At 45.3% G+C, this 23,354-nt stretch carries 22 protein-coding genes and 1 tRNA gene; 13 read left to right on the forward strand and 10 right to left on the reverse strand.

The genetic code is table 11. The features are described 5' to 3' along the window. Positions 1-770: 770 nt before the first annotated feature. The 7 genes from rne (at position 771) to VC28_RS07265 (ending at position 6,151) form a co-directional block, all read left to right on the forward strand. Positions 771-3,566: a ribonuclease E gene (gene rne / locus VC28_RS07235; protein WP_049630053.1), complete on the forward strand. Its 2,796-nt coding sequence runs from the start codon at positions 771-773 to the stop codon at positions 3,564-3,566. 157 nt (positions 3,567-3,723) lie between these two features. Then, positions 3,724-3,813: transfer RNA gene (locus VC28_RS07240), tRNA-Ser, on the forward strand. A 197-nt stretch (positions 3,814-4,010) separates the two neighbouring features. Further along, positions 4,011-4,691 carry a Bax inhibitor-1/YccA family protein gene (locus VC28_RS07245; RefSeq protein ID WP_049630054.1) on the forward strand — a complete coding sequence of 227 codons (681 nt, stop codon included), beginning with the start codon at positions 4,011-4,013 and terminating at the stop codon, positions 4,689-4,691. Between the two features lie 62 nt (positions 4,692-4,753). After that, positions 4,754-5,143: a sulfurtransferase complex subunit TusD gene (gene tusD, locus VC28_RS07250; RefSeq protein ID WP_049630055.1), complete on the forward strand. Its 390-nt coding sequence runs from the start codon at positions 4,754-4,756 to the stop codon at positions 5,141-5,143. 4 nt (positions 5,144-5,147) lie between these two features. Beyond that, the gene (tusC, locus tag VC28_RS07255) at positions 5,148-5,510 is read left to right on the forward strand and encodes a sulfurtransferase complex subunit TusC (protein WP_049630056.1); all 363 of its coding nucleotides are present in this window, start codon (positions 5,148-5,150) and stop codon (positions 5,508-5,510) included. Further along, complete coding sequence (tusB, locus tag VC28_RS07260) at positions 5,510-5,821, forward strand: sulfurtransferase complex subunit TusB (protein WP_231591671.1); 312 nt, start codon at positions 5,510-5,512, stop codon at positions 5,819-5,821. Before tusC ends, tusB begins: the two co-directional genes overlap by 1 nt. Positions 5,822-5,824: 3 nt before the next feature. Continuing rightward, the gene (locus VC28_RS07265; RefSeq protein WP_049630057.1) at positions 5,825-6,151 is read left to right on the forward strand and encodes a TusE/DsrC/DsvC family sulfur relay protein; all 327 of its coding nucleotides are present in this window, start codon (positions 5,825-5,827) and stop codon (positions 6,149-6,151) included. Positions 6,152-6,184: 33 nt separating this feature from the next. Here VC28_RS07265 and VC28_RS07270 read toward each other — a convergent pair whose 3' ends face one another. The 9 genes from VC28_RS07270 to VC28_RS07310 form a co-directional block, all read right to left on the reverse strand. Continuing rightward, positions 6,185-7,471 carry an alanine/glycine:cation symporter family protein gene (locus tag VC28_RS07270; protein ID WP_369799025.1) on the reverse strand — a complete coding sequence of 429 codons (1,287 nt, stop codon included), beginning with the start codon at positions 7,469-7,471 and terminating at the stop codon, positions 6,185-6,187. A gap of 129 nt (positions 7,472-7,600) precedes the next feature. Then, entirely contained in the window at positions 7,601-7,945 is a 345-nt protein-coding gene (gene yajC, locus VC28_RS07275) for a preprotein translocase subunit YajC (RefSeq protein WP_049630059.1), read from the reverse strand. A gap of 89 nt (positions 7,946-8,034) precedes the next feature. Then, positions 8,035-8,478 (reverse strand): helix-turn-helix domain-containing protein, encoded by a 444-nt coding sequence (locus VC28_RS07280; protein WP_049630060.1) that lies wholly within the window; start codon positions 8,476-8,478, stop codon positions 8,035-8,037. 223 nt (positions 8,479-8,701) lie between these two features. Continuing rightward, a complete protein-coding gene (gene bcp / locus VC28_RS07285; RefSeq protein WP_049630061.1) occupies positions 8,702-9,175 on the reverse strand; it encodes a thioredoxin-dependent thiol peroxidase in 474 nt (157 codons plus the stop codon). A 16-nt stretch (positions 9,176-9,191) separates the two neighbouring features. Beyond that, entirely contained in the window at positions 9,192-9,893 is a 702-nt protein-coding gene (locus VC28_RS07290; RefSeq protein WP_082191441.1) for a GGDEF domain-containing protein, read from the reverse strand. A 141-nt stretch (positions 9,894-10,034) separates the two neighbouring features. After that, the gene (locus VC28_RS07295; RefSeq protein WP_049630062.1) at positions 10,035-10,946 is read right to left on the reverse strand and encodes a carbon-nitrogen hydrolase; all 912 of its coding nucleotides are present in this window, start codon (positions 10,944-10,946) and stop codon (positions 10,035-10,037) included. After that, positions 10,946-12,013, reverse strand: coding sequence for an agmatine deiminase family protein (locus tag VC28_RS07300; protein WP_049630063.1), 1,068 nt, complete (start codon positions 12,011-12,013; stop codon positions 10,946-10,948). Before VC28_RS07300 ends, VC28_RS07295 begins: the two co-directional genes overlap by 1 nt. Before the next feature lie 72 nt (positions 12,014-12,085). Then, positions 12,086-12,637, reverse strand: coding sequence for a hypothetical protein (locus tag VC28_RS07305; RefSeq protein WP_049630064.1), 552 nt, complete (start codon positions 12,635-12,637; stop codon positions 12,086-12,088). Positions 12,638-12,650: 13 nt separating this feature from the next. Then, the gene (locus VC28_RS07310) at positions 12,651-14,363 is read right to left on the reverse strand and encodes a hypothetical protein (protein ID WP_049630065.1); all 1,713 of its coding nucleotides are present in this window, start codon (positions 14,361-14,363) and stop codon (positions 12,651-12,653) included. A 192-nt stretch (positions 14,364-14,555) separates the two neighbouring features. Between VC28_RS07310 and VC28_RS07315 the strand changes: the two genes are divergently transcribed. Beyond that, the gene (locus VC28_RS07315; protein ID WP_049630066.1) at positions 14,556-15,074 is read left to right on the forward strand and encodes a J domain-containing protein; all 519 of its coding nucleotides are present in this window, start codon (positions 14,556-14,558) and stop codon (positions 15,072-15,074) included. On the opposite strand, the gene VC28_RS07320 is transcribed toward VC28_RS07315, so the two are convergent. Further along, positions 15,071-15,880 carry a methyltransferase domain-containing protein gene (locus VC28_RS07320; protein WP_049630067.1) on the reverse strand — a complete coding sequence of 270 codons (810 nt, stop codon included), beginning with the start codon at positions 15,878-15,880 and terminating at the stop codon, positions 15,071-15,073. The genes VC28_RS07315 and VC28_RS07320 overlap by 4 nt on opposite strands. A 33-nt stretch (positions 15,881-15,913) precedes the next feature. Between VC28_RS07320 and VC28_RS07325 the strand changes: the two genes are divergently transcribed. From VC28_RS07325 to VC28_RS07345, 5 genes are all read left to right on the forward strand, one after another. Further along, positions 15,914-16,228, forward strand: a complete 315-nt coding sequence (locus tag VC28_RS07325; RefSeq protein WP_197085492.1) for a GIY-YIG nuclease family protein — start codon at positions 15,914-15,916, stop codon at positions 16,226-16,228. Positions 16,229-16,269: 41 nt separating this feature from the next. Further along, positions 16,270-16,869, forward strand: a complete 600-nt coding sequence (locus VC28_RS07330; protein ID WP_255356038.1) for a tRNA-uridine aminocarboxypropyltransferase — start codon at positions 16,270-16,272, stop codon at positions 16,867-16,869. Between the two features lie 25 nt (positions 16,870-16,894). Next, positions 16,895-19,813 carry an insulinase family protein gene (locus tag VC28_RS07335; protein WP_049630068.1) on the forward strand — a complete coding sequence of 973 codons (2,919 nt, stop codon included), beginning with the start codon at positions 16,895-16,897 and terminating at the stop codon, positions 19,811-19,813. Between the two features lie 166 nt (positions 19,814-19,979). After that, a complete protein-coding gene (locus VC28_RS07340; protein WP_049630069.1) occupies positions 19,980-20,846 on the forward strand; it encodes a PP2C family protein-serine/threonine phosphatase in 867 nt (288 codons plus the stop codon). Between the two features lie 91 nt (positions 20,847-20,937). Next, a complete protein-coding gene (locus VC28_RS07345; protein ID WP_049630070.1) occupies positions 20,938-23,346 on the forward strand; it encodes a bifunctional serine/threonine-protein kinase/formylglycine-generating enzyme family protein in 2,409 nt (802 codons plus the stop codon). Positions 23,347-23,354: the final 8 nt, after the last annotated feature.

Here is a 23,354-nt window from a genome sequence, read left to right on the forward strand (position 1 = left end):
AATCATCTCGTCATGGAAAAAGCAGGTAAATCACTGATTTAATTGCCGCATAAAGGCATAGCTGCTATATTCAAGCGGCTGATACAGGCTGGTTTCCGGGTAGCGCATAGTAAACAGGCGCATCATTAAGGAAATACCGCTGACAGCAGGAGTTGCCGGTATGCATAACCAACATTGAATATGCACCCGCACTCTTAGTTGACACTGACAACGGCAGACTGCAAGCCTGACTTGCCGAACGCCCTAACAATTGCATCAACCAACGTTGCTCTCATTGTTAATACTGTTTTTTGTTTTGCTGAACTCTAAATAACGTTCTATTTGTAAATTCTGGACAATTCGCCTTGCTTGAAACCCTGTCCGAAGCCAATTTTGCAGGTTGCATATTTAATCTTGCAGTTGAAGTATTGAATCCAACTGCCTGACTGGGAACAAATTTGAAAATTTCACATTTTCACTACTGCTTTCCCGTCAACCAGAGATGAAAAAATTAACAACCCGGTCGCCGCAGGATGGCGCATCACTTTGACCGATACTACAAATAGGAAAACCAGCCAATTCAAGCTGGTAAAAATGAGCCAAATGGGTATTCAAACCACTAACACAGCCGCTGCAAAGCGATAACACTGTGAAACTGGACACCAAACCCACCAACCGCTGATGCGAGCCCAGTATAGGGTAGCGTATCAGTCCATAAGGTTGCGCAAAACACTGCCGTGCTAGCACTGATTGTCACGTCGAAACCGATGCTTCAGACAATTAGGTAACACATGAAAAGAATGCTTATTAATGCAACTCAACCAGAAGAGTTGCGCGTAGCCCTGGTCGACGGCCAATGGCTTTACGATCTCGACATCGAAAATCGCAACCGCGAACAAAAAAAATCCAACATCTACAAAGGTCGTATCACTCGGGTAGAGCCGAGTCTGGAAGCTGCTTTCGTTGACTATGGCGCAGAGCGTCATGGATTCCTCCCTCTAAAAGAAATTTCTCGCGAATACTTCACTAAAAATTCTGGCGATTCTGATGGTCGCATCAAGATCAAGGATGTACTCAAGGAAGGCACAGAAGTCATAGTTCAAATTGACAAAGAAGAACGTGGCAATAAAGGCGCAGCTCTTACCACCTTTATCAGTCTGGCCGGCCGCTATCTTGTATTGATGCCCAATAACCCTCGCGCAGGCGGTATTTCCCGTCGCATCGAAGGGGAGGACCGCGCCGAATTGAAAGATGCTCTGGGCGAGGTAGAAGTTCCAAATGGAATGGGCGTCATTATCCGTACTGCAGGCGTGGGCCGTAGCGCAGAAGAGCTTCAGTGGGACTTGAACTACCTCCTTCAACTGTGGGACTCCATTTCCACCGCCGCTAAAAACTCAGCCGCACCCGCATTTCTGTTTCAGGAAAGCAACGTCATTATTCGCGCGATTCGCGACTATCTGCGCCAAGACGTAGGTGAAGTTATCGTTGATAACAAAGAAGCCTTTGATCTTGCTGCCGGCTTTATTCAACAGGTGATGCCGAACTACCGCAGTAAAGTGAAGCTTTATCAGGATGACATACCATTATTCAATCGCTATCAGATTGAGTCGCAAATTGAAACTGCCTTCCAGCGCGAAGTTAAACTGCCCTCTGGCGGATCTATTGTTATTGATGTCACCGAAGCCTTGGTTGCGATCGACATCAACTCATCGCGCGCAACAAAAGGCGGCGATATTGAAGAAACTGCACTACAAACCAACCTCGAAGCTGCCGATGAAATTGCCCGTCAATTGCGCCTACGCGATATGGGTGGACTTATTGTCATCGACTTTATTGACATGCAGCCTGTGCGCAACCAGCGCGAAGTTGAAAACCGCGTACGCGATGCATTAATGATGGATCGCGCACGCGTACAAATTGGGCGCATTTCACGCTTCGGCCTGATGGAGATGTCACGTCAACGCCTGCGTCCATCACTAGGTGAAACACACTCCAAGATTTGCCCTCGCTGTGACGGCGTAGGCACCATTCGCGGTACGCGCTCTTTGGCACTCTCGATTCTGCGCCTGGTAGAAGATGAGGCGCAAAAAGAGCGCAGCGCAGAAATCCGCGCAATTTGCCCTGTATCTGTTGCAACCTATTTGCTCAACGAAAAGCGTAAAACAATCTCCAGCATCGAGTCTCGCAATAATACGCGCGTAGTGATTGTGCCCAATGCTGATCTGATGACTCCTCACTTTGAAGTTCAGCGCTTACGTGATGATGATGAAGGCACACTGGAAACTAGTTATAAAATTGTCGGCCATGTTGATGAAGCCAAAGATGAAGAGGAAGATCTTCAAGCAAAACCTTTCATCGCACCAAAACCGCTCGTACAACCCAGCAGCCCAAGCCAGCCAGCCCCCGAACCCATCAAAAAACCAGGCCTGTTTTCTCGCCTGATTGGTTCTATTACCGGAATTTTCAGCAGCGAAAAAGAAGAGAGCAAGGGCAAGCGGGATCACAAACGAGACAATCGCCGCGGCTCACGCAACAATCGCCGTGATGGCCGCAACCGTCGCGATAAAGACCGCAAGGAAGATCGTGAAATCATCGATAATCTGGAGCATCGCCATGCAACCGATAGCAAACCAGCGCGAGACCAAGAGAGACGTGATAACACGGAAGCGCGCAAACCACGCCACAACAGAGATCAACAACGTGACCAACAATTAAGCGAAGATGACTCTCGCCAACAACGCAGTCGCAATCAGCGCAATGATCGTGACAATAGACGTTCAGCCAACACCAATAAGGAAGAGCAATCTCCGGTTGATGCTATTACAGTCAATGAAGTAGTTGAGTTACCTGATGACACCGATGATCAACGCCCATCCAAACGTCCGGCTGGCCGTCGTACGCGTTCGCAACAACGTCGTCGTAGTCGCCACAACGACGCTGAAACAGCAGGGCAAGATAACAGCTTAAGTCAGGACGCGATTGAAGCGCCGAACTCGGCTAAGGCACAACCTGAAGAACCTAAGGTTTTAAGTGAATCTGCACAGCTCGCCCAACAGATATCTGCTGCCATAGCCGAACACGCTATGCAGAGCCAATCAGTCAAGGCAGCTCCAGAATTAACCCTGGAACCACATGCTCAAAAAGAAATCCCGATAGAACCACTTTTAGATCATGATTCAGGATCAAACTCTGCCACTGCTGCAGTGACAGAGGCTATAGAGGAAAGTGCACCCTCTGACACTACAGTGGAATTGAAATCTAATGCAGAGAATGCAGAGGTAACTACACGATTACCAACAACTGAAGAAGCAATAGTGAGCAGTAGTGTGGATGTAGAGGTTGAAACTCCACAATACCCAACTACGACAAAGATTGATTTTTCAGTAGCGATGTCTGTCAGAGCAAGTAATGACCCCCGCAAAGCTCCCAAACCTATAAACCGAGTGAACATCATCACTGAAACTATAGATAGCCCAACTTCGCGAGCGCTCGATACTAGCCTACCCCCAAGCGTTGATCATAATCCTCGACCATTGAGTCGGCCACTCAATGACCCTCGTTTAGCCAAACGCAGCAATAACGAATAAGTATTTAGCCAAACATCGCTAAAGGCCGAATTGGAAACAATTCGGCTTTTTTATACTCAGAAACCATCCAAAAGTTTTTCTCCTTGCGATATTTAGCTATAAAAATTCTGCATTCCACTTGCCCAATAAAAAAAGCTCTGTATAATTCGTCGCACTCGGAAGGGTGGCAGAGTGGTTTAATGCACCGGTCTTGAAAACCGGCGTAGGTGCGAGCCTACCCAGGGTTCAAATCCCTGCCCTTCCGCCATATTTGATTGAACAACAAATCGTAAAAAAGCATCAGGAAACTGATGCTTTTTTATTTTTTAGCCCTTCTAAAATGCAACACCCATTCATTTTTATTGTCTTAGTAGGCGAATCCAAAGCTGTGATAAAACTTGGCTTTATGATTGCATCTTTGTATGATCATTCGAAATTAAGCTTTTAATGATTACGGAGGGTTTTATGCAAGAAGTTTATAACATCCAAACCACGCAACTCAGCCAGACCGAAACCAGCAAAGTTTTACGCAATACATACATGCTGCTAGGATTAACTCTGGCCTTTAGCTCAATTGCCGCTGGAATCGCGATGGCCTCAGGGTTAGGTCATGGTGCCGGACTTATTATGAGCCTAGTAGCGATGGCGCTTATTTGGTTTGTATTGCCACGAACAGCAAATTCTTCAGCAGGATTATTGGTTGTTTTCGCATTTACCGGTTTGATTGGTGCTGGCCTTGGGCCAATTCTTAATAAATACCTGAGTATGGCGAACGGTTCAGCCATTATCATGCAAGCCCTCGGCGGCACCGCATTGGTGTTTATCGGCTTATCAGCTTATGTATTGACAACACGTAAAAACTTTAACTTTCTTGGCGGATTTGTTGCTGTAGGTATGATGGTAATGCTAGCAGTAATGGTATTTTTACTGGGTGCTGCATTTTTTGGCTATCAATTCTCAGGCTTACAACTAGCCTTCTCTGCAGGTATTGTATTGTTAATGTCTGCACTCATTTTATATCAAACCAGCGAAATCATTCACGGTGGAGAGACCAATTACATTATGGCGACCACCAGCTTGTTTTTATCCATAGTGAATTTGTTCACTAGTTTGTTGCACTTACTCGGCATAAGCAGTGATGAGTAATCTACCGCAATATCCATCTAAGGCTCCCGAAGGGAGCCTTATTTTTTTGGATCAAATTTAATATGATTTTTTCATTAGCAGTTTATTCAGCACCCTACTCTTCGCAAGCAAGCTACACCGCCTATCAATTTGCCGTTGCACTATTAAATGAAGGTCATCATCTACATCGCGTCTTTTTTTACCAAGATGGCGTACACAATGCATCTAACCTAACAATACCACCACAAGATGAGTTTGATCTGCAACACGCTTGGCAGGAACTTACAAAAAACTATAATGTGGACATAGTTGTATGCATTGCTGCCGCGCTGAAGCGCGGCATTATTGATGAGCGCGAAGCTCAACGTTACAACAAACACTCACATAATCTGGTTAACGAATTTTCGATAAGTGGATTAGGGCAATTAATAGAAGCTGCAGCAACATCTGACAGGCTAATTAGCTTTGGTTAGCAAAATGAAAAAAAAAATACTTATCATCAGTCGTCATGCGCCTTACGGAAACAGTATCGCAAGAGAAGCTATTGATATCGCTTTAGCAGGCGCTGTTTATGATCAAGATATTAGCTATTTATTTATGGATGATGGTGTTTTTCAATTACTTAAAAATCAGCAAAGCCAGAAAATCGATCAAAAAAACATAAGTGCTACGCTAAAAGCACTACCCATATACGGAGTAGAGAATATTTATGCCCACGAAGAATCGTTGAATGAAAGAGGTATTACTGTGGATGAACTTATTTTTGATAATTTACGATTACTCAACAGCAAGAATGTAGCAGCTTTGCTAAATGAGCAAGATCAACTTATGAGCTTCTAATGATGAGTATTCTTCACACGGTCAATAAATCGCCATTTACAAGCAGCACGCTCAATTCATGCTTAAAAGTATGCACAAAAAATGATGGGATTTTATTGCTTGAAGACGGCGTATTTGGAGCAATTCAATCCACGCCCTGTATCCAAGAGCTACAATCAGCAATGAACAATGGTATATCAGTATTTGTATTAGGAGCAGACGTAAATGCCAGAGGAATAGAGAAAAAATTAACAAAGGGCATTCAACTAACCGATTACAGTAAATTTGTTCAACTAACGCTTCATTATTCTTGTGTACAAAGCTGGTATTAAAAAATGATCGTAGCAGGACACGATGTGCCACTGGATAATGATGGGCATCTTATTGATTTGGAACAGTGGAATACCCAGATAGCTCAAGCATTGGCAGCACAAGATAATATTATTCTAACTAATGAGCACTGGGAGATTATCAATTTAATTCAAGAATTTTACCGCGAATATCAAATATCACCCGCAATGAGGGCACTTGTAAAGTACGCCGAAAGAAAACTGGGGGCAGAAAAAGGCAAAAGCATCTACCTACTACAATTATTTCCACCGAGCCCAGCCAGAATAGCTAGCAAAGTTGCCGGCCTACCTCGCCCCACAAACTGTTTATAAATCAGCACCAAGTAAAGTGCGCAAAAGGCACAACTACTTTGAATCAAAGTAGTCTTTGGTTAATTTTATGACTACAGGGCTAAGCAACAATAATGCGATTAAATTGGGCAATGCCATCAGGGCATTCAATGTATCTGCAAGCAACCATACAAAATCCAATTGAAATATCGCACCGCCAAACACTGCCACAACCCAAAAGACACGAAATGGCAATACTGTTTTCCGCCCAGCTAAATATATCCAACACCGCTCACTGTAATAGCCCCAACCCAACATCGTGGTAAATGTAAAAATAATTAGTGCAATTGAAACCAAATAGCTACCAACACCAGGCAATGCAGATTCAAATGCTGCAGTCGATAAGCTCGCGCCTTTTACACCACTTGTCCAAACACCGGAACATATAATGACAAGCCCAGTCATGCTACAAATAATGATAGTATCGATAAATGTACCTATCATTCCAATCAAACCCGAGCGTACAGAATTATCAGTTGTCCCCGCAGCCTGTGCGATACCCGCAGTTCCCAACCCCGCTTCATTAGAAAAAATTCCGCGTGCAACTCCATATTGCATCGCCATTAAAACGGCAGCACCAGCAAAACCACCAGTAGCGGCAGCAGGAGTAAATGCATGCGTTAATATCAGTGTAAATGCATCAGGAATTCGATCAATGTACACAATTAAAACCACTACGGAGATCAGTACATAACCGATACACATAAAAGGAACTAAAGATGCAGATACTTTTGCAATGCGCTTGATACCACCAAGAACAACCAAAGCCACAATAACAGCTGCAACCAATCCTGTTACCCAACGTTCTACATGAAATGACGATTCAATAACCTCTGCCATACTGTTTGATTGCACCATATTGCCAATACCAAACCCGGCAAGCCCGCCAAAAATGGCAAATAGGAACCCTAACCAAGCCCAGGATTTTCCCAATCCATTTTTAATGGCATACATAGGCCCACCACAATATTCACCCTTTTCATCTTTCTCACGGTAATGTACTGCCAGTACAATCTCAGAATATTTGGTTGCCATCCCCACCAAAGCCGTACACCACATCCAAAATAATGCGCCCGGACCACCAAGAAAAATTGCGGTTGCAACACCCGCGATATTTCCAGTTCCTACAGTTGCTGATAGGCATGTCATCAACGCTTGAAATGGGCTTACATCTCCAGTAGAGGCATCACCTTTAATTCTTCCCGTCCACATCAGACGAAAGCCTAGTAATAAACGTAATAATGGCATGCCCTTCAGGGCAATCATCAGAAATAACCCGGTGCCCAGAATCAAAATCAGCATAGGGACACCCCACACCAATCCATTGAGCCAGCTTACGTATTGTTGGACAAGATCCATAAAGCCTCACAAAAGCGCAAAAAACTAACGAAATAAAAAAGGGGCCGAAGCCCCTTTTCAACAGCCATTAACTCAGGCTGATTCAATAGATTTAATAGTGCCTTTCGGCAAGACCGCATGTACAGCCACTTTCTGGAACTTCAATTCAACATTGTTGCCAGTTTCAAGCACAACATAATTGTCATCCACTTTAAGAATTTTTCCGAGCATGCCGCTGGTCATTATGACTTCGTCCCCTTTAGCCAAAGCCGCAACCAAATTTTGATGCTCCTTTTGACGCTTACGCTGCGGGCGAATGATCAGAAGGTACATGAACAGGAACATACCGCCAAACATCAGCAAAGTAATCATTGGATTGCCTTGCGGAGCTGGAGCTGTTTGAGCTTGAGCCATTGCGGATGCTATAAAGAAACTCATGAAACTAACCTCGTAGAATAAAAGCACCAACTCTACCTGTTTTAAAAGAAGCAGGCAATTAGCACTGAATATACGAGGCTTTAGAAAATCTATGCATAGTCGCGGAACAACTTTCGAAATACGCTCGGAGACAAGCTTGTCCAACGCTTAAACGCGTTCGTAAAGCTAGTACGGTCGGAGAAATCCAATGCCTTGGAAACAGTATCCACACTCATATGCTCATCGATAAGATATTTGATTGCATAATGGAAGCGCAGCACATCGCGTAGTTGTGCAAAATTTGCATTTTGCTGCTGCAAACGGCGCTGTAAAGTTCGCTTGGATAGTTTGAGATCTTCAGCTATGCGGTCAATTGAAAGATCATCTCGGCCAACTCTTTGTTTCAAGGCATCAATTACCCGTGCAGACACCCCTTCAAACTTCGGGATTTCCGCCATAGAAAGATACTCTGCGTAGGATCTGACTTCAGATCCTTCAAAAGAGTTTTCGGAAAAGTGCTCACTGTTACGGTAAATTCGCTGTAATTGAATCATCCAGGCGTCTCCTTTGCCAATCAAGGGCATTTATGAAATCGATCAGGAGTGTTTCCCTTCATGAGAACGAAGGCCACCAAATTATCAACAATCATCGGTGAGTTTATCTCTACACTCAACTAAAAAGGATTATAGACGAACTTTATTTGAAACAAAGAGAAATGTGTATGATTTCCAATCAAAGCTACGGCTTTTTATTTCGCAAAATTATATCAAAGAAGGTTTAAATGCCATTGCGCAAAATATTGAGCACATCTTGATCATGAGTCTTGGTGTTAACCTTGTCTAATATATGTGTCAATCGGCCCTCTTTATTAATTATGAAGCTCGTACGCAAAATCCCCATGAATTCGCGCCCCATAAATTTTTTAAGCCCCCAAACGCCATACTGCTCAGCAACTGCATGATCTTCATCCGCTAACAAGTCGAAGTTCAGATCATATTTATCGGTAAACTTCTGCAGTTTTGCAGGCGCATCCGGGCTTATTCCTAATACCACAGAATCCAAAGAGTCAAATTCTGTGCGCGTATCTCTCACACCACAGGCCTGAACGGTGCACCCAGGAGTAGATGCTTTAGGATAAAAATAAACAACAACATTTTTTTTACCCTTGAAGTCCTTTAGACAAACATCGACACCAGCCTGATTTTTCAATTTAAATGATGGAGCAAGATTACCAATTTTGGGGAAAGACATAAAAACACCTTTTTAATCACTGATCAGCGGTATCACCAAAAACGCCAAAGAGCGCATCTTTTTCTTCAAGAGTAACTGTAGAGATAGTTTCGGTAGATTCAATCTGCGGACCTCTTACACAATTACGGCCAGCATGTTTTGCTTGATACAACCAAGCATCTACCCTTTCCAAAAAACCTTCCGGAGAATCACTGTGGTTTCCCCGAAATTCATCGACACCAATACTCGCAGTTATGGATATAGACTCTTGCCCGTACGGTAGTGGTGTAGAAGCTATAGTTTCACGCAAACGTTCAGCAACCTGCGATGCCTGACGCAGATCGGTATTCGGCAATAAAATAACAAATTCTTCACCACCAAAACGACACGCCAAGTCAAGTTTGCGAAATGTTAATCCAATTAGTTTAGCGATATGCACCAATGCCTGATTACCAAGCTCATGCCCCCATCGATCATTAAACATTTTGAAATGATCGATATCGAGAACAATCAGGGATAACGGCTGAAAGGAACGGCGCGCACGCTCCATTTCAAGAGGCAAGGCATCAGAAAAAAAACGATAATTATAGAGGCCAGTTAGCGCATCCGTTCTGACCTGTTCTTTTAAAGAATCTATTTCTTTACGTAGTAGCTCCAACTCCTGCTGGAATTTACATGGCGTATCCCCTTGCGCGCAAGATAGGGAAACCGAATCAATAAACGAATGGGATGAATCCATAAGTGTTGGTTTTTTTGAATGTCACAACGTTAATAAATTGTCTTCAGTTTAGTTCAAATGGATACGATAACCAGAAATAATTTAAACCTTCTTTTTTGACTGATCAAACTATAAAAGCCGTAAAAACGGCTTTTATAGTGGTCAATCCCGATATATCTTCAATAGGTCGCCATAATGGTCTATACGCCTGTCACGAAGATACGGCCACATCCTACGAACCTCTTCACTGCGCTCAAGATCAACATCAACAACTACACTTTGCTCCTGATCGACCCCTGCCGTAAACAAAAACTCACCTTGTGGCCCAACAACAAAACTGCTGCCCCAAAATAATAATCCTTCACCGCCCGCAGGGTCTGGCTCATACCCAACACGATTCACACTAACAACAGGCAATCCATTTGCGATCGCATGAGCTCGCTGCACTGTAATCCACGCATCGCGTTGGCGAGCTTGCTCTGCTTTATCCTCACCTAATGACCAGCCTATTGCAGTGGGATACACAAGTAAATCAGCTCCAGCCATTGCCATCAGACGTGCAGCTTCTGGAAACCACTGATCCCAACACACCAATACGCCCAATTTTCCAACTGAAGTCTGGATTGGATGAAACCCTAGATCCCCGGGAGTAAAATAAAATTTTTCGTAATACCCTGGGTCGTCAGGAATATGCATTTTGCGATATTTACCTGCAATACTACCATCGCGTTCGATTACTACTGCAGTATTGTGATGCAACCCGGTCGCACGCTTTTCAAAAAGCGAGGAAACAATAACCAAGTTTAATTCTTTTGCCAGTTCCCCCAATATTTGGGTGCTTGGCCCAGGAATATTTTCTGCAAGGTCAAAATGTTGTGCAATTTCTTGCTGGCAAAAATATAACCCGCGATGCAACTCTTGCAACACAATCAATTCTGCTCCTTGTCCAGCAAGCATCCTGATCTGCTGTAACGTTTTTGAAAAATTTGCATCCATATCTGCTGTGCAAGATTGTTGCACTACGCCAACCTTCAATGTCTTTTTGGCTTTATTCTGAGAGAAATTATTTTGCATTACACCAACTCCAATGCCCCGTCGGGAATTTGCCACAACACGCCCTCTGGGATTTGCATAGTGATGCAGTGCAAACTCCCGCCCTGCTCAATCAATGCTGAACAGGGAATGCCGAATACCTCATACCCCGGAAACGCCTGTGCAATTACTTCCAGAGCATCTTCATCCATAGGTAAATTATAAATAGGAACTAATACTGCTTCATTGATGATCAAAAAGTTGGCATACGTTGATGGCAAGCGCTCACCACTTTCCTCACCCAATACAACACCGGCCCACGGCAAAGGCAATAGTCGATAAGGTTGCCCTGCCGCATTTGTAAATGTTTTTAACTGCGCCTCCATTTTTTTCAGTTCGATGTAATGCTCATCGCTTTCATCGTCGCAGGCGGTATAAACAATTGTATTGTTAGGGCACAAGCGCGCTAATGTATCAATATGGCTATCGGTATCGTCACCCGCAAGATAACCATGATCTAACCAGTTAATTTTTTGAACACCAAACGCAGATTTTAAACGTTCTTCAATGTCTTGTTTTGCCAATTCCGGGTTACGGTTTTTATTTAACAAACATGATGATGTTGTTAATAAAGTACCCTCGCCATCGGTTTCAATTGAACCGCCTTCGAGTACCCACTCATGACTTTCAATTTGTGCGCAAGGGAAAGCATTTTTTGAAAAAAGCTGCCGTGATATTTGATCATCTAAATCATGAGGAAATTTATTTCCCCATCCATTGAATTTAAAATCAAGCAATTTAAATCCTTCAGGAGTGATAACGGTTAATGGCCCATGATCTCGCGCCCAACTGTCATTGCTCATGCAGGGATATAGGTGAATGTACTCCAGCGGAGCTCCCATATCCTCAAGACGTTTACGCACTTCTTCGAGTTGCTCTTCAGGAACTGCAATAATGACATCGGCATAATCACAGATAACGGTCACCAATGCTTCATAGAGCTCGACCACATCATCCAAAATCCAATCCCATGGCGAGTTTTTATGTGGCCAAGTCAAGAGCACAGCATCTTGTGGCTCCCATTCAGCGGGCAGTCGTTGATTTGACATAAAAATTCCTCATTAAAAAACAAAATGGCCAGTGCTTGCTGGCCATTATAACAAAGCGGGACTCGCATTGAATTATTGTGGAGAAATAGTCTCTTGTGCCGGCAACGAAATAACACTCTCTGTTGACGCTGAACTTGCCTGCGTAGCCTTCTGTAATTTGGAAGAAGATTCACCTACCTGCACTATTGAGGTAAGAGCTCTTGTAGAAACCCTGTCACTTTCATTCAATGATATATGTAACTGGATATAGTGCCGACCCGGCTCACGCACATGGATTGTTAAAGGAATGTGATACTCACCTGATGCATCTGGTGAAAACTCAAATTGTGATTGCGTGGATATCAATTCAACGGTACCGCTTGAAGATACTGTTACTGTCATTAAACCCGTCGAAAACCCGGAAAGTAAATCGATACCATACTCATAAATGCCCGTTTTAGTCAGAAACAACGGCTGCGAATTTTTCAAGCTTACCGCAGCACCTGGTTTTCCCGGTGAATGTTGGTGTTTTGTTTGTGCATCCGATGACGGCATCTCTTTTGATATGGACGCCTGCTTACAGGCGACTAATACAATCACACTCAACAAACACATAACAGGATAAAAAACGATTTTGCTCCACACAGCACAGACTCCTTTAATTTGATAACTGCATCTGCACATTAAAACACGCGGTAATATCATGCAGATTTTCATCTGTCATCACACGCGCATCCACTAATTCAAGCACATAGGTACCGGCAGATAAAAACCGGGAAAGGCGTTCCTGATCAATTTCAGCCCCTTCCGCAATTGCCCTCAAAAAGCCGTTGGAATAAAGATATAAATCAGGGTCTGAGTCACCGGATTCGTCAGCTTCCTGGGCACTGAACTCATAGGTTCCCGCTGAAGCAATATTCACGACAAAAAATTGTGCGGTTGCTAATTTATTATAAGCACCAAATCGATTGGTACTGCATACATTAATAGGCGTATTGTCTGGCTGTATGATTTTATAAACCGGCAAACTTCCTGCGTAGCCGCCGGAATTACTCTCACCCACCCCAAAAGTATCGGTAAGCGCGATATTTTGTTCACTCAATAAATTATTGAGGGTCGTAGTTTGACTTGGCAACAGATTGCGTAATTCATCTGCAAATACATAAATTGATGTAAGCGCAGAACTCTGCGAGTATCCAGAAGACGTCATAATGTTAAAAATATCGGAAAAATCACGCATTGTTTTTCCAACACCGGATGTATAAAAATTATAAAGAATGGATTGTACCGAAGCCTCTGAATACCAACCGCGCACACTGTGAACTTTACGGCTGACATCGCTCGAAAAACCACTGGATTGCAGCGTTCCACTTGCGTCGCGATAATCCGGATCATCCAACATCATGGCGGAAAACGCATTTGAAAAGCCTTCTGACATAGCCACGCGCATATCCATTTTGTCACCGTAAGCATGATCACCACCTATACTATCAGTCCGTGAAAATGCCGCCTCAAAGTAATGCCCCCACTCATGCAAAATCACATGGCTGTCATATTCATCTGTATCGTTATTTTCATCCCCCAGGATATAAATCGCATCACCATTAAAATAACTGGTGCCAATTTCCCCCAATAATACATCGCCTTCGGCGGTTTTATTGTTAGGGCTCCAACGTAGCTCCAGCGATGGAAAATTGTGGGTGTTACCCGCTGCCATAACGCGTTCAATTGCAATATAAACTGAATCCGCGATGGCAAAAGGTGCTGCAACGCGCGGTTGGGTATAGGCTGCACCTGTCCAACCGGAAGGCGCATGCAGATTCCGTACAGCAGTGTTATCTGTTGCAGCAACTAAATTACCGTCCATTGCGTATAACGCATTATTATTGGTGTTATCGGTAACTTTAAAATCCCATGCGGGAGATTGGCTATTTCGTAACTGAGCCTTCGCACGCACTTTTACCGGCTTATCGCGCTCAACATTAAATGAATAGAAACCGTCGCTATTGGTAGTAGAAGAAAGTAATGTTTGATTATTTTCATCCAACAGTTCCACTAACAATCCCCTGCCAGGCTTTATTTCAACCGCAGGATAATTTAAACCAATGCGATTGGTATTATGCGGTACACGGTCGTAAGTAATTCGGCCATTGATTGTCACAAATGCAGATAACGATGAGCTGGATAACGAAGAACCAGCCATTGAAGATTGCGGCGATGATGACGTTTTGCTGTTAACTGGAACAGGATTTGATGAGCCGCCACCTCCACCACCGCATGCAATTAAACATAAACCCATCACACACAATATAAAGCGCTGCCACCGGATCAATTCACCGTAAGCCGACTGTTTTTTTCCAACATGCAACATCCATTAATACCTGTGTATCAATACCTATGAAAAGTGGCGCTCGCTAGTGTGAAAACACCCTATACAGCATAGTCACAATTCCCCCAAGACACCAAAAACACAGCCCATAAACGACAAAGGCAATGTCAGCAAAAGCACTATCAGCAAATAAAAAGAGCTGCTTATAATGCGCATCTATCCAGTGGAGGCTCCATGTTTAAAATTCTGTTATTCGCAGTCATCGTAACCCTGATTATCATACTCAGCGCGCGCTATAAAAAAATGGATCCGACACAACAGCGCAAAACGCTCTGGCGTGTGGCGGCGGGCGTATTTCTTGGCATATTACTGGTTATGGTTGTCACCGGAAAAATGCACTGGGTTGGCGCCGCACTGGGTGCGTTGATTCCGTTCATCCGCACCCTTTATGGCATAGCCAGTCAATTGTTACCCTTTTGGCTGAAACACAAAAAAAACCAACAACACTCTCAGGGAGCAAACACAGAACAACCTCCAGCATCAGCCACCGCCGCTATGCCTATCCATGAAGCACTGGATGTGCTGGGATTATCGGGCGACATAGAGAAAGGCGATATTACCGAAGCCATGATTCAGGATGCCCATCGCCGACTCATCCAAAAATTACACCCTGATCGTGGCGGCAACGATTATCTCGCCGCAAAAATTAATCAAGCCCGCGATCTGTTACTGGAAAAAATCAAAGCTGGTTAATTCGCTGCTTTCAGTAACAAATGAATATAGCGGCCGAGAGATCGATAAGGCTCTTGCTGGGAAAAATGAAGCTCCAATTGCACTAGTGTGTCAGGTTCGCGCTCCCGATGCTCCTCATTGAAAATGTAATCATGGAATACTCGTATTCCGCTGTGCGCCAACACGTTTAATTGTTCATCAGCAATCCAATCAAGAACCTGCTCGGGCTCTAGTGGGTTGATAGGCGTAAGACTACCGCGCGAACCACCATAATCTTTATTGATGATTTTTTTAAAGTTGGTGCGCAGTAAATTTTTGTAAATTAATGAATGGCGATTATAAAACGTTAGCGATAAGTATCCCTGTGGTTTTAAGTATCGCAACAAATATGGCAGCAAACTACGGGGCTCTTGCATCCATTCCATCACCGCGTGACAAATAACCAGATCAAATGCCGGTAAACCTGCAGGAAAATGTTGCGCTAAATCTTGTATCGCACAGTGAATCAGTTGCACACGATCAGCCAACCCCAAGGATTCGACTTGCTCTTGTGCTAACTTAAGCATTTCAGCAGAAATATCGCAGATCACGACATTATGACCCGCCTCCGCTAATTGCAGGGAAAACTGCCCTTGCCCGCCGCCTGCATCCAGAATTGTCCAACGATCTTGCGCAGCATTAAATGGTTTTATCGGCAAATGCGCTTTGCAATCACGCTCCAACACCGCAAGACGGATATCGCCTTTTAACCCACCATAAATATTTTTTTTAAAACGTTTGGCCAAATCATCAAAGTTGCGATCCTGACCTGCCGGTTCTTTTGCCATATAATTTCCAACAATTTTCCTACTGTGATGCACATGAATTCATCAACCAACTGGTTTGTATACATGATCCGCACCAGCGATGCGCAAGTGTACACCGGAATCACCACCGATATGGCGCGGCGCTGGCGTGAGCACGAATCCGGTAAAGCGGGGGCACGCTACTTCCGGGGGCGCAAACCAGTGCAGTTGTGCTATCTCGAAACCGGTCATGACCGTGCCAGTGCCAGTCGGCGCGAATATGCCATCAAATCATTGAGTGCATCAGCCAAACGGGATCTGATTGCCAGCTGTAGCGAGCAAACACGGGTCGCCATTCTTGGTCATACATTGGGAGAGCTGCCACATTGACCAACGCTATTCAAAGTGCTGGCACAACGCCTAAAAGACTGGTGTGCCCTGGCTGCACAAGACCCCAACGCAATTGTATTTGTCGATTGGCAAGCCCTATCGACAATCGGGTGGAGGTGTTGGTATTACAGCACCCCGATGAAACCAAAAATGCAAAAAATACCGCTGGATTATTACTATTAAGTTTAAAAAAGAGCCAATATCATATAGGTGAGATGTTCACAGCAGAGGATCTGCACGACTGGCTCTTTGCCGGAAATAAATACCCCATATTGCTCTACCCTGATACACCGGATAGCGAAGCACGTGGCTTATGTATGCCGCAACCAGTAACACCGTATACACAATATTCCCCAGAGCAATTACGTTTGGTCATTCTGGATGGCACATGGCGAAAAAGCCGCAAAATGCTTTATCTCAACCGCAGCTTGCAGTCGCTGCCCCGCCTTACGCTAGGCACCACACCCGCATCCCTCTACAGCATCCGTAAAGCACACAGCGAAAATCAGCTTTCCACGCTGGAGGCAAGTTGTTACGCTCTACAGCAACTGGAACAGCAGCAAATTGACTATGCGCCGCTACTGCAAGCGATGCAACGATTTGTCGCGCAGCAACGTACATTCATTCCTATCGATAATTGAATATTCACAAGAGCCAATATTACTTATGAGTTATCACACATTTGAATTAATTCGCAGCCAAACGATTGATGCATTAAAAATCCGCGTTGAAGAATATCGCCACAAAACCACAGGCGCCCAACATATTCATCTGGCAGCTGACAATAATGAAAATGTGTTTTTGGTCGCGCTGCGCACCGTTCCCCATGATTCAACAGGTGTTGCTCACATACTCGAACACACAGCCTTGTGTGGCAGTAAAAAGTACCCGGTACGCGATCCATTTTTTATGATGGTGCGCCGCTCGCTCAACACCTTTATGAATGCATTCACCAGTTCCGATTGGACGGCTTACCCGTTCGCCAGCCAGAACCAAAAAGATTTTAATAATTTGTTAGATGTGTATCTGGATGCTGTCTTTTTTTCACGTCTTGATGAATTGGATTTTGCGCAAGAGGGACACAGGGTTGAATTTGCAGAAACCGATAACCCTAATTCCGATTTGGTATTCAAAGGCGTTGTGTTTAATGAGATGAAAGGCGCGATGAGTTCTGTTTCATCACAAGTGTGGCATACGCTCTGTAAATATCTTTACCCAACATCTACCTATCATTACAACTCCGGTGGTGAGCCAGAAGATATTCCCAATTTAACCTATCAACAATTGCAGGATTTTTATCGTACCCACTACCACCCCAGCAATGCGATCTTCATGACCTATGGCGATATTCCCGCTGCAGTACATCAGGAAAAATTTGAAACGCAGGCATTAAACCAATTTGAAAAATTGGATGAAGTGATCAGTGTGGGCGATGAAAAACGCTATCACGCACCCATTGCCGTCGAAGAAGCATATCCGCTCGATGAGAATGATGCCGATGATATCGAGCATAAAAATCATGTTGTAGTCGCGTGGCTGCTGGGCAAAACCACCAATCTGGATGAATCCTTGGAGGCACAGTTAATTTCCAATATTTTGTTGGATAACAGTGCATCGCCACTGCAACAAGCACTGGAAACCAGCGAGCTTGGCCAAGCGCCTTCGCCTTTATGCGGACTGGATGATTCATCGCGTGAAATGGCGTTTGTGTGCGGCTTGGAAGGTTGCAAACTGGACGATGCCAATAAAGTGGAAGCAATGATCCTCGGCGTTATGGAAAAAGTTGCCGCTGAAGGAATACCGCAAGAGCAAATCGAAGCATCACTGCACCAACTGGAATTGTCGCAGCGCGAAGTGGGTGGCGATGGCTATCCTTACGGCTTGCAGTTGATTTTAACGGGGCTCACATCGGCAACCCATCGCGGTGATGCCATCGCACTGCTGGATATTGATGCGGCACTGGAAAACTTGCGTCGCAAAACACAAGACCCACAATTTATCCAACAAGCCGTGCGCAAATGGCTTCTGGAAAACCCGCACCGCGTACGCTTGACGATGCGCCCCGACCTGCACATGAATGCGCGAATAAAAGCGGCAGAAGCAGCGCGTCTGGCAACACTAAAAGCCAGCCTAAGTGAAGACGATAAAAAAGCCATTATCGCGCGCTCCCATGCCCTGCAAGCACGGCAATTACAACATGACGATGAAAGTATTTTGCCTAAAGTCGGTTTGGAAGATATTCCGGCACAACTGCACTACACACCGGGTACCCATGAAAGCAGCAACCAATTTCCATTGCGTTGTTACAGCGCGGGCACCAATGGATTGGTCTATCAACAAATTACCGTTAAATTACCTGCACTCACTGACGAACAAATTAAAGTCCTTCCTTATTACAGTATTTGTCTAACAGAATTAGGTGCGGGCGATAAAGATTATCTTGCCAATCAGCGCTGGCAAGCAGAAGTGGTTGGCTCCATCCATGCATTCAGTAGCATTCGCGGTGCGGGCGATGATGTGCAAAATATTGATGCCTACCTCACGCTCTCTGCAAAAGCACTGAGCCGTAACAATGCCGCCATGAATGAATTGATGCGCAATACATTATTGAACGTGCGTTTTGATGAGCTTGCCCGCATTCGCGAATTAATTTCACAAAACCGCGCACGTCGCGAACAAAGCATTACCGGCCAAGGGCACAGCCTTGCAATGACTGCTGCCTGCGCGGGCATGAGCCCTGCTGCAAAAATCGCCCAGCAATTGGGCGGCCTTGAGGGAATCAGTGCCGTTAAAGCATTGGATAACGCGCTGGATGATGAAAAAAATCTCGCCGCTTTTGCAGCACAACTTCACGAAATCCATCAGCTGGTATTGCAAGCACCCAAACAATTTTTAATTGTTGGCGAAGAAGAACATCTGGATTCGTATCGCAAGGATTTGCAAGATTACTGGCCAGAAGAATCTGCAGCGGCATCTTTTGCGCCATTCCAATTAGCACCTGTGAGCCACAGTGTGCGCGAAGCCTGGATCACTAATACCCAAGTCAACTTTTGTGCAAAAGCCTATGCTACTGTGCCTAGCGAGCATCCGGATGCCGCACCACTCACTGTGCTCGGCGGATTTTTACGTAATGGTTTTTTACATCGCGCTATCCGCGAGCAAGGCGGAGCCTACGGCGGTGGCGCAAGTCAGGACAGCAACAGCGCGTCATTCCGTTTTTATTCTTATCGCGATCCACGTTTGGTAGAAACACTTGACGATTTCGATGCATCACTCAAATGGCTTGAAGAAACCACACACCAGCCACAAGCATTGGAAGAAGCGATTCTCGGCGTGATTGGCAGCATCGATAAACCCGGCTCACCCGCTGGCGAAGCGAAATCGACTTACCAGGCAGAATTGTTTGGCCGCACCCGCGAAAAACGCGAGCTGTTCCGCAACCGTGTTGTCGCTGTGACGCTCGATGACCTCAAACGTGTGGCCAAAACGTATCTGGTTCCAGACAAAGCCAGTATCGCGCTGGTAACCCACTCTGGCCATAAAGAGCTGGCTGAGAAAATGGGGCTGGCCATCAAGGTTTGCTAACACAACAAAAACCTATGTCGGGCACCGCGTTCCCCGGCATAGGAATTTTCCAGCCAGCCCATGTTCTGCTTCAGGGTTTTCCAAAAGCCACATAGTTTTCCCCGATAAACTCATCTAGTATTGGCAGATAACAATTTGCATATACAGCGGTTGCCTGCACAAATCTATGACCATCAGCCAATTGGAATATAGCGCTGCCTCTCATCCGGGGCTCATGCGCGACAATAACGAGGACTGTTTTCTCAGCCGCCCGGAACAGGGGCTCTGGCTGGTCGCTGACGGTATGGGCGGGCATGAAGCCGGCGAAGTCGCCAGCGCTATAGTGCGCGACACCATCGCACGGGAAATCCAAAGCGATCCCGATATTTCCTTAATCGACTCCATCCAGAACGCTCATACCAGTATTCTTCATTCCGCTTCGGTCGGGATAGGCGCACTGGGTATGGGCTCCACTGTGGTTGCCCTCAAAAGCAATTCAGAAAAATACCAGGTCGCATGGGTCGGTGATAGCCGCGCCTATTTGTGGACGCCTTCGCGCGAAGGCGGCCGCCTGGAGCAATTAAGCACTGACCATTCTTATGTACAGATGCTGGTAGAAACCGGTGTGATCCGCCCCGAAGATGCAGACACTCATCCAGAGAAAAATATTATTACCCAATGTTTGGGCATGCAGGAATTGGACAAAGTCAAAGTGGATCATGTCGAACACAACTGGCAAAAAAACCAATGGATCTTGTTATGCAGCGATGGACTGACTGATGAAGTCAGCGACCAAACTATCGCACAAATTCTGAGTGAGTCGAATGATTGTCTTGCCGCAGTAGACCAACTGCTGCACGCCGCACTCACCAGCGGTGGGCGCGACAATATCACGTTGCAAATTATTGAATCCCCATTACACGACAATCCGCTGCGTAAAGGGTTGTTGCAATGGGTGCCCTATTTGACGGGCAATATTAAAACAGACTCCTGGATTTTTGGCGGTGCGTTGGCATCGCTACTGGGTCTGTTGGTTTACATCACTTATTTTTAACGACTGCTTGCAATTACTTGAAGCAGATAACGTAAAACAGATAAAGAGACCGGTATTGCAAACCGGAATTTAAAATAGAAACGAACTTGATATGGCAATACAGATTCCCGGTTATCGGGTGATACGAAAAATTAATCAAGGTGGTATGTCCACCGTTTACCTCGCGATACAAATTAGCGTGGGGCGCGTTGTTGCATTAAAAGTCATGAATCCGCAACTCAATAATGACCCTGCATTCAGTGAACGCTTCCAACGCGAGGCAACGATAGTCGGCCAATTATCCCACCCGAATATTGTGGCAATTTACGATATAGGTAAGCATGAAGATTTAAATTATATCGCTATGGATTATCTTCCCAATGGCTCTGTACACGACAAAATGAGTACAGGTTTAAGTGGTGAAGAAGTTTTGCGAATCATGCGCGAAATTGCCAGCGCACTTGATCACGCGCACGAAAAAGGTTACATCCATCGCGATATAAAACCGGAAAATATTTTATTCCGCTCCGATAACTCAGCCGTATTATCTGATTTTGGTGTTGCACGTGGCGCATCCACTAATTCACGCATGACGCATGTAGGCACGGTAGTAGGTACTCCTCACTACATGAGCCCTGAGCAAACCAAAGGCAACAACGTCGATGGCCGTTCGGATTTGTACAGCCTTGGGGTTGTCTTCTACGAAATGCTCACCGGTACCCTGCCCTACCAAGGTGATGAAGCGGTCACTATCGCACTCAAGCACATCAGCGCACCTATTCCCAAACTGCCTTTGCAATATCTGGCTTATCAAAAAGTATTGGACAAACTATTAGCCAAAGATCCGGAGCAACGTTTCCAGCGCGGACGTGACTTGATTACTGCAATCGAAGAGTTGGAAACCAATCACCGTGTGCTCAGCACAACGGCCACGCATCCGGCCGATTTGACGGTGATCACCTTAGCTAAAGCATTGGCCTCTGCGACCTATAATGCAGTGCGCTGGCGCTGGAATAAAATTCGCTCGCTTCGCTGGAGCCCCAGTCGTGGTTTTTACCAACGCCCGGCCACAAAAATTACTGAAATTTTTTTCAATGAACAACACACACCCGCGCTCACTGTACGCGCCGAAATTGAAACTAAAATTCATAAAACGGTCACGCCCAAGCAAACTGCATTCACTCGTTTGGGTGTTGGTGCACTACTGTTTGTTTCACTCTGGTGTGGTTTTAGTTTTTGGTATGCACAGAGTTCAGCTCATAAAAATCCTTCATTCGTTGGAAATTTGGCGTTGGCAACTGCAGGTATTTTTATTGACCTGCCCCAGCAGGCCAGTGATACACAACATACCGTTATAGCAATATCCAGCAACAATCCATCATCAACCGGCACGGTAAATTCTAACGATACTCAACGTGATGCCACAAACATCAATCTGACAAATATCAATCAAACAAACACAGGGACAGAAGTTACCAATACCGACAGTTCACTCGCCGCACCCGGCTTACACAGTCTTGATGCAGTGCAACACGAATCAACCACCAGCAGTGCAGCACCCAGCTATTCACTTACAGTCAGTACAACGCCACGACAAGCACGTGTACGCATATTGAATATTCCCGAGCGTTATCAGCCAGGCATACTGCTGCCCGCTGGCCGTTACCATATTGAAGTCAGCCACCCCGGTTATGACACACAACGCACCTGGGTTGAAATGACTGACCAACCTCTCACGCCTGAATTTACGCTCAATGAAAGCATTGCTCCCGGTGATGAGATCAGCAGCCCGGTTGTAGCCTCCATCAAAAGCAAAGGGCCGGAAATGATCAGCATTCCTACCGGCAGTTTTTTTATGGGATACAAAGATGATCCGCTCACTATGCCGGTACACAAGGTCACCATCAGCAAACCTTTTGCGATCAGCAAATATGAAATCACCTTTGATGATTACGAAATATTTGCGCAAACCACGAATCGCCCAATACCTAATGACAATCGCTGGGGGCGCGGCAATCGCCCGGTGATTAATGTGAACTTTGATGATGCGCGCGCCTACGCCAAATGGCTCAGCGAAACGACGGGGAAAAAATACCGGCTCCCTACCGAATCCGAATGGGAATATGTCGCCCGTGCCGACACGCGCTCATTATTCTGGTGGGGCGATGATGTAAAAGATGCAGCAGGCCGCGCAAATTGTCGCCGCGGTTGTAACAGTAAATTCTCGGGATTATTTGGCGCTAAAACCGCACCTGTAGGCAGTTATCCTGCTAATGCATTTGGAGTGTTTGATACCGCTGGTAATGTTGCGGAATGGGTAGAAGATTGCTTTGCAGATAACTACACCTTGCACCCTAAAAATGGACAAGCAATGGTGGTAAAAAATTGTGATGCTCACGTGGTGCGCGGTGGCTCGGCAAAAGACAATGCCGATAGGCTTGCCAATCATGTGCGCGATTACCATCGCACTGAAATTTTTGATGCTCATCTGGGCTTTCGCGTGGTGATGGAATTACAGTAATTCCATCA

Origin of the sequence: Cellvibrio sp. pealriver, from assembly GCF_001183545.1 — a bacterium.
In the GTDB taxonomy this organism is placed as follows: Bacteria; Pseudomonadota; Gammaproteobacteria; order Pseudomonadales; family Cellvibrionaceae; genus Cellvibrio.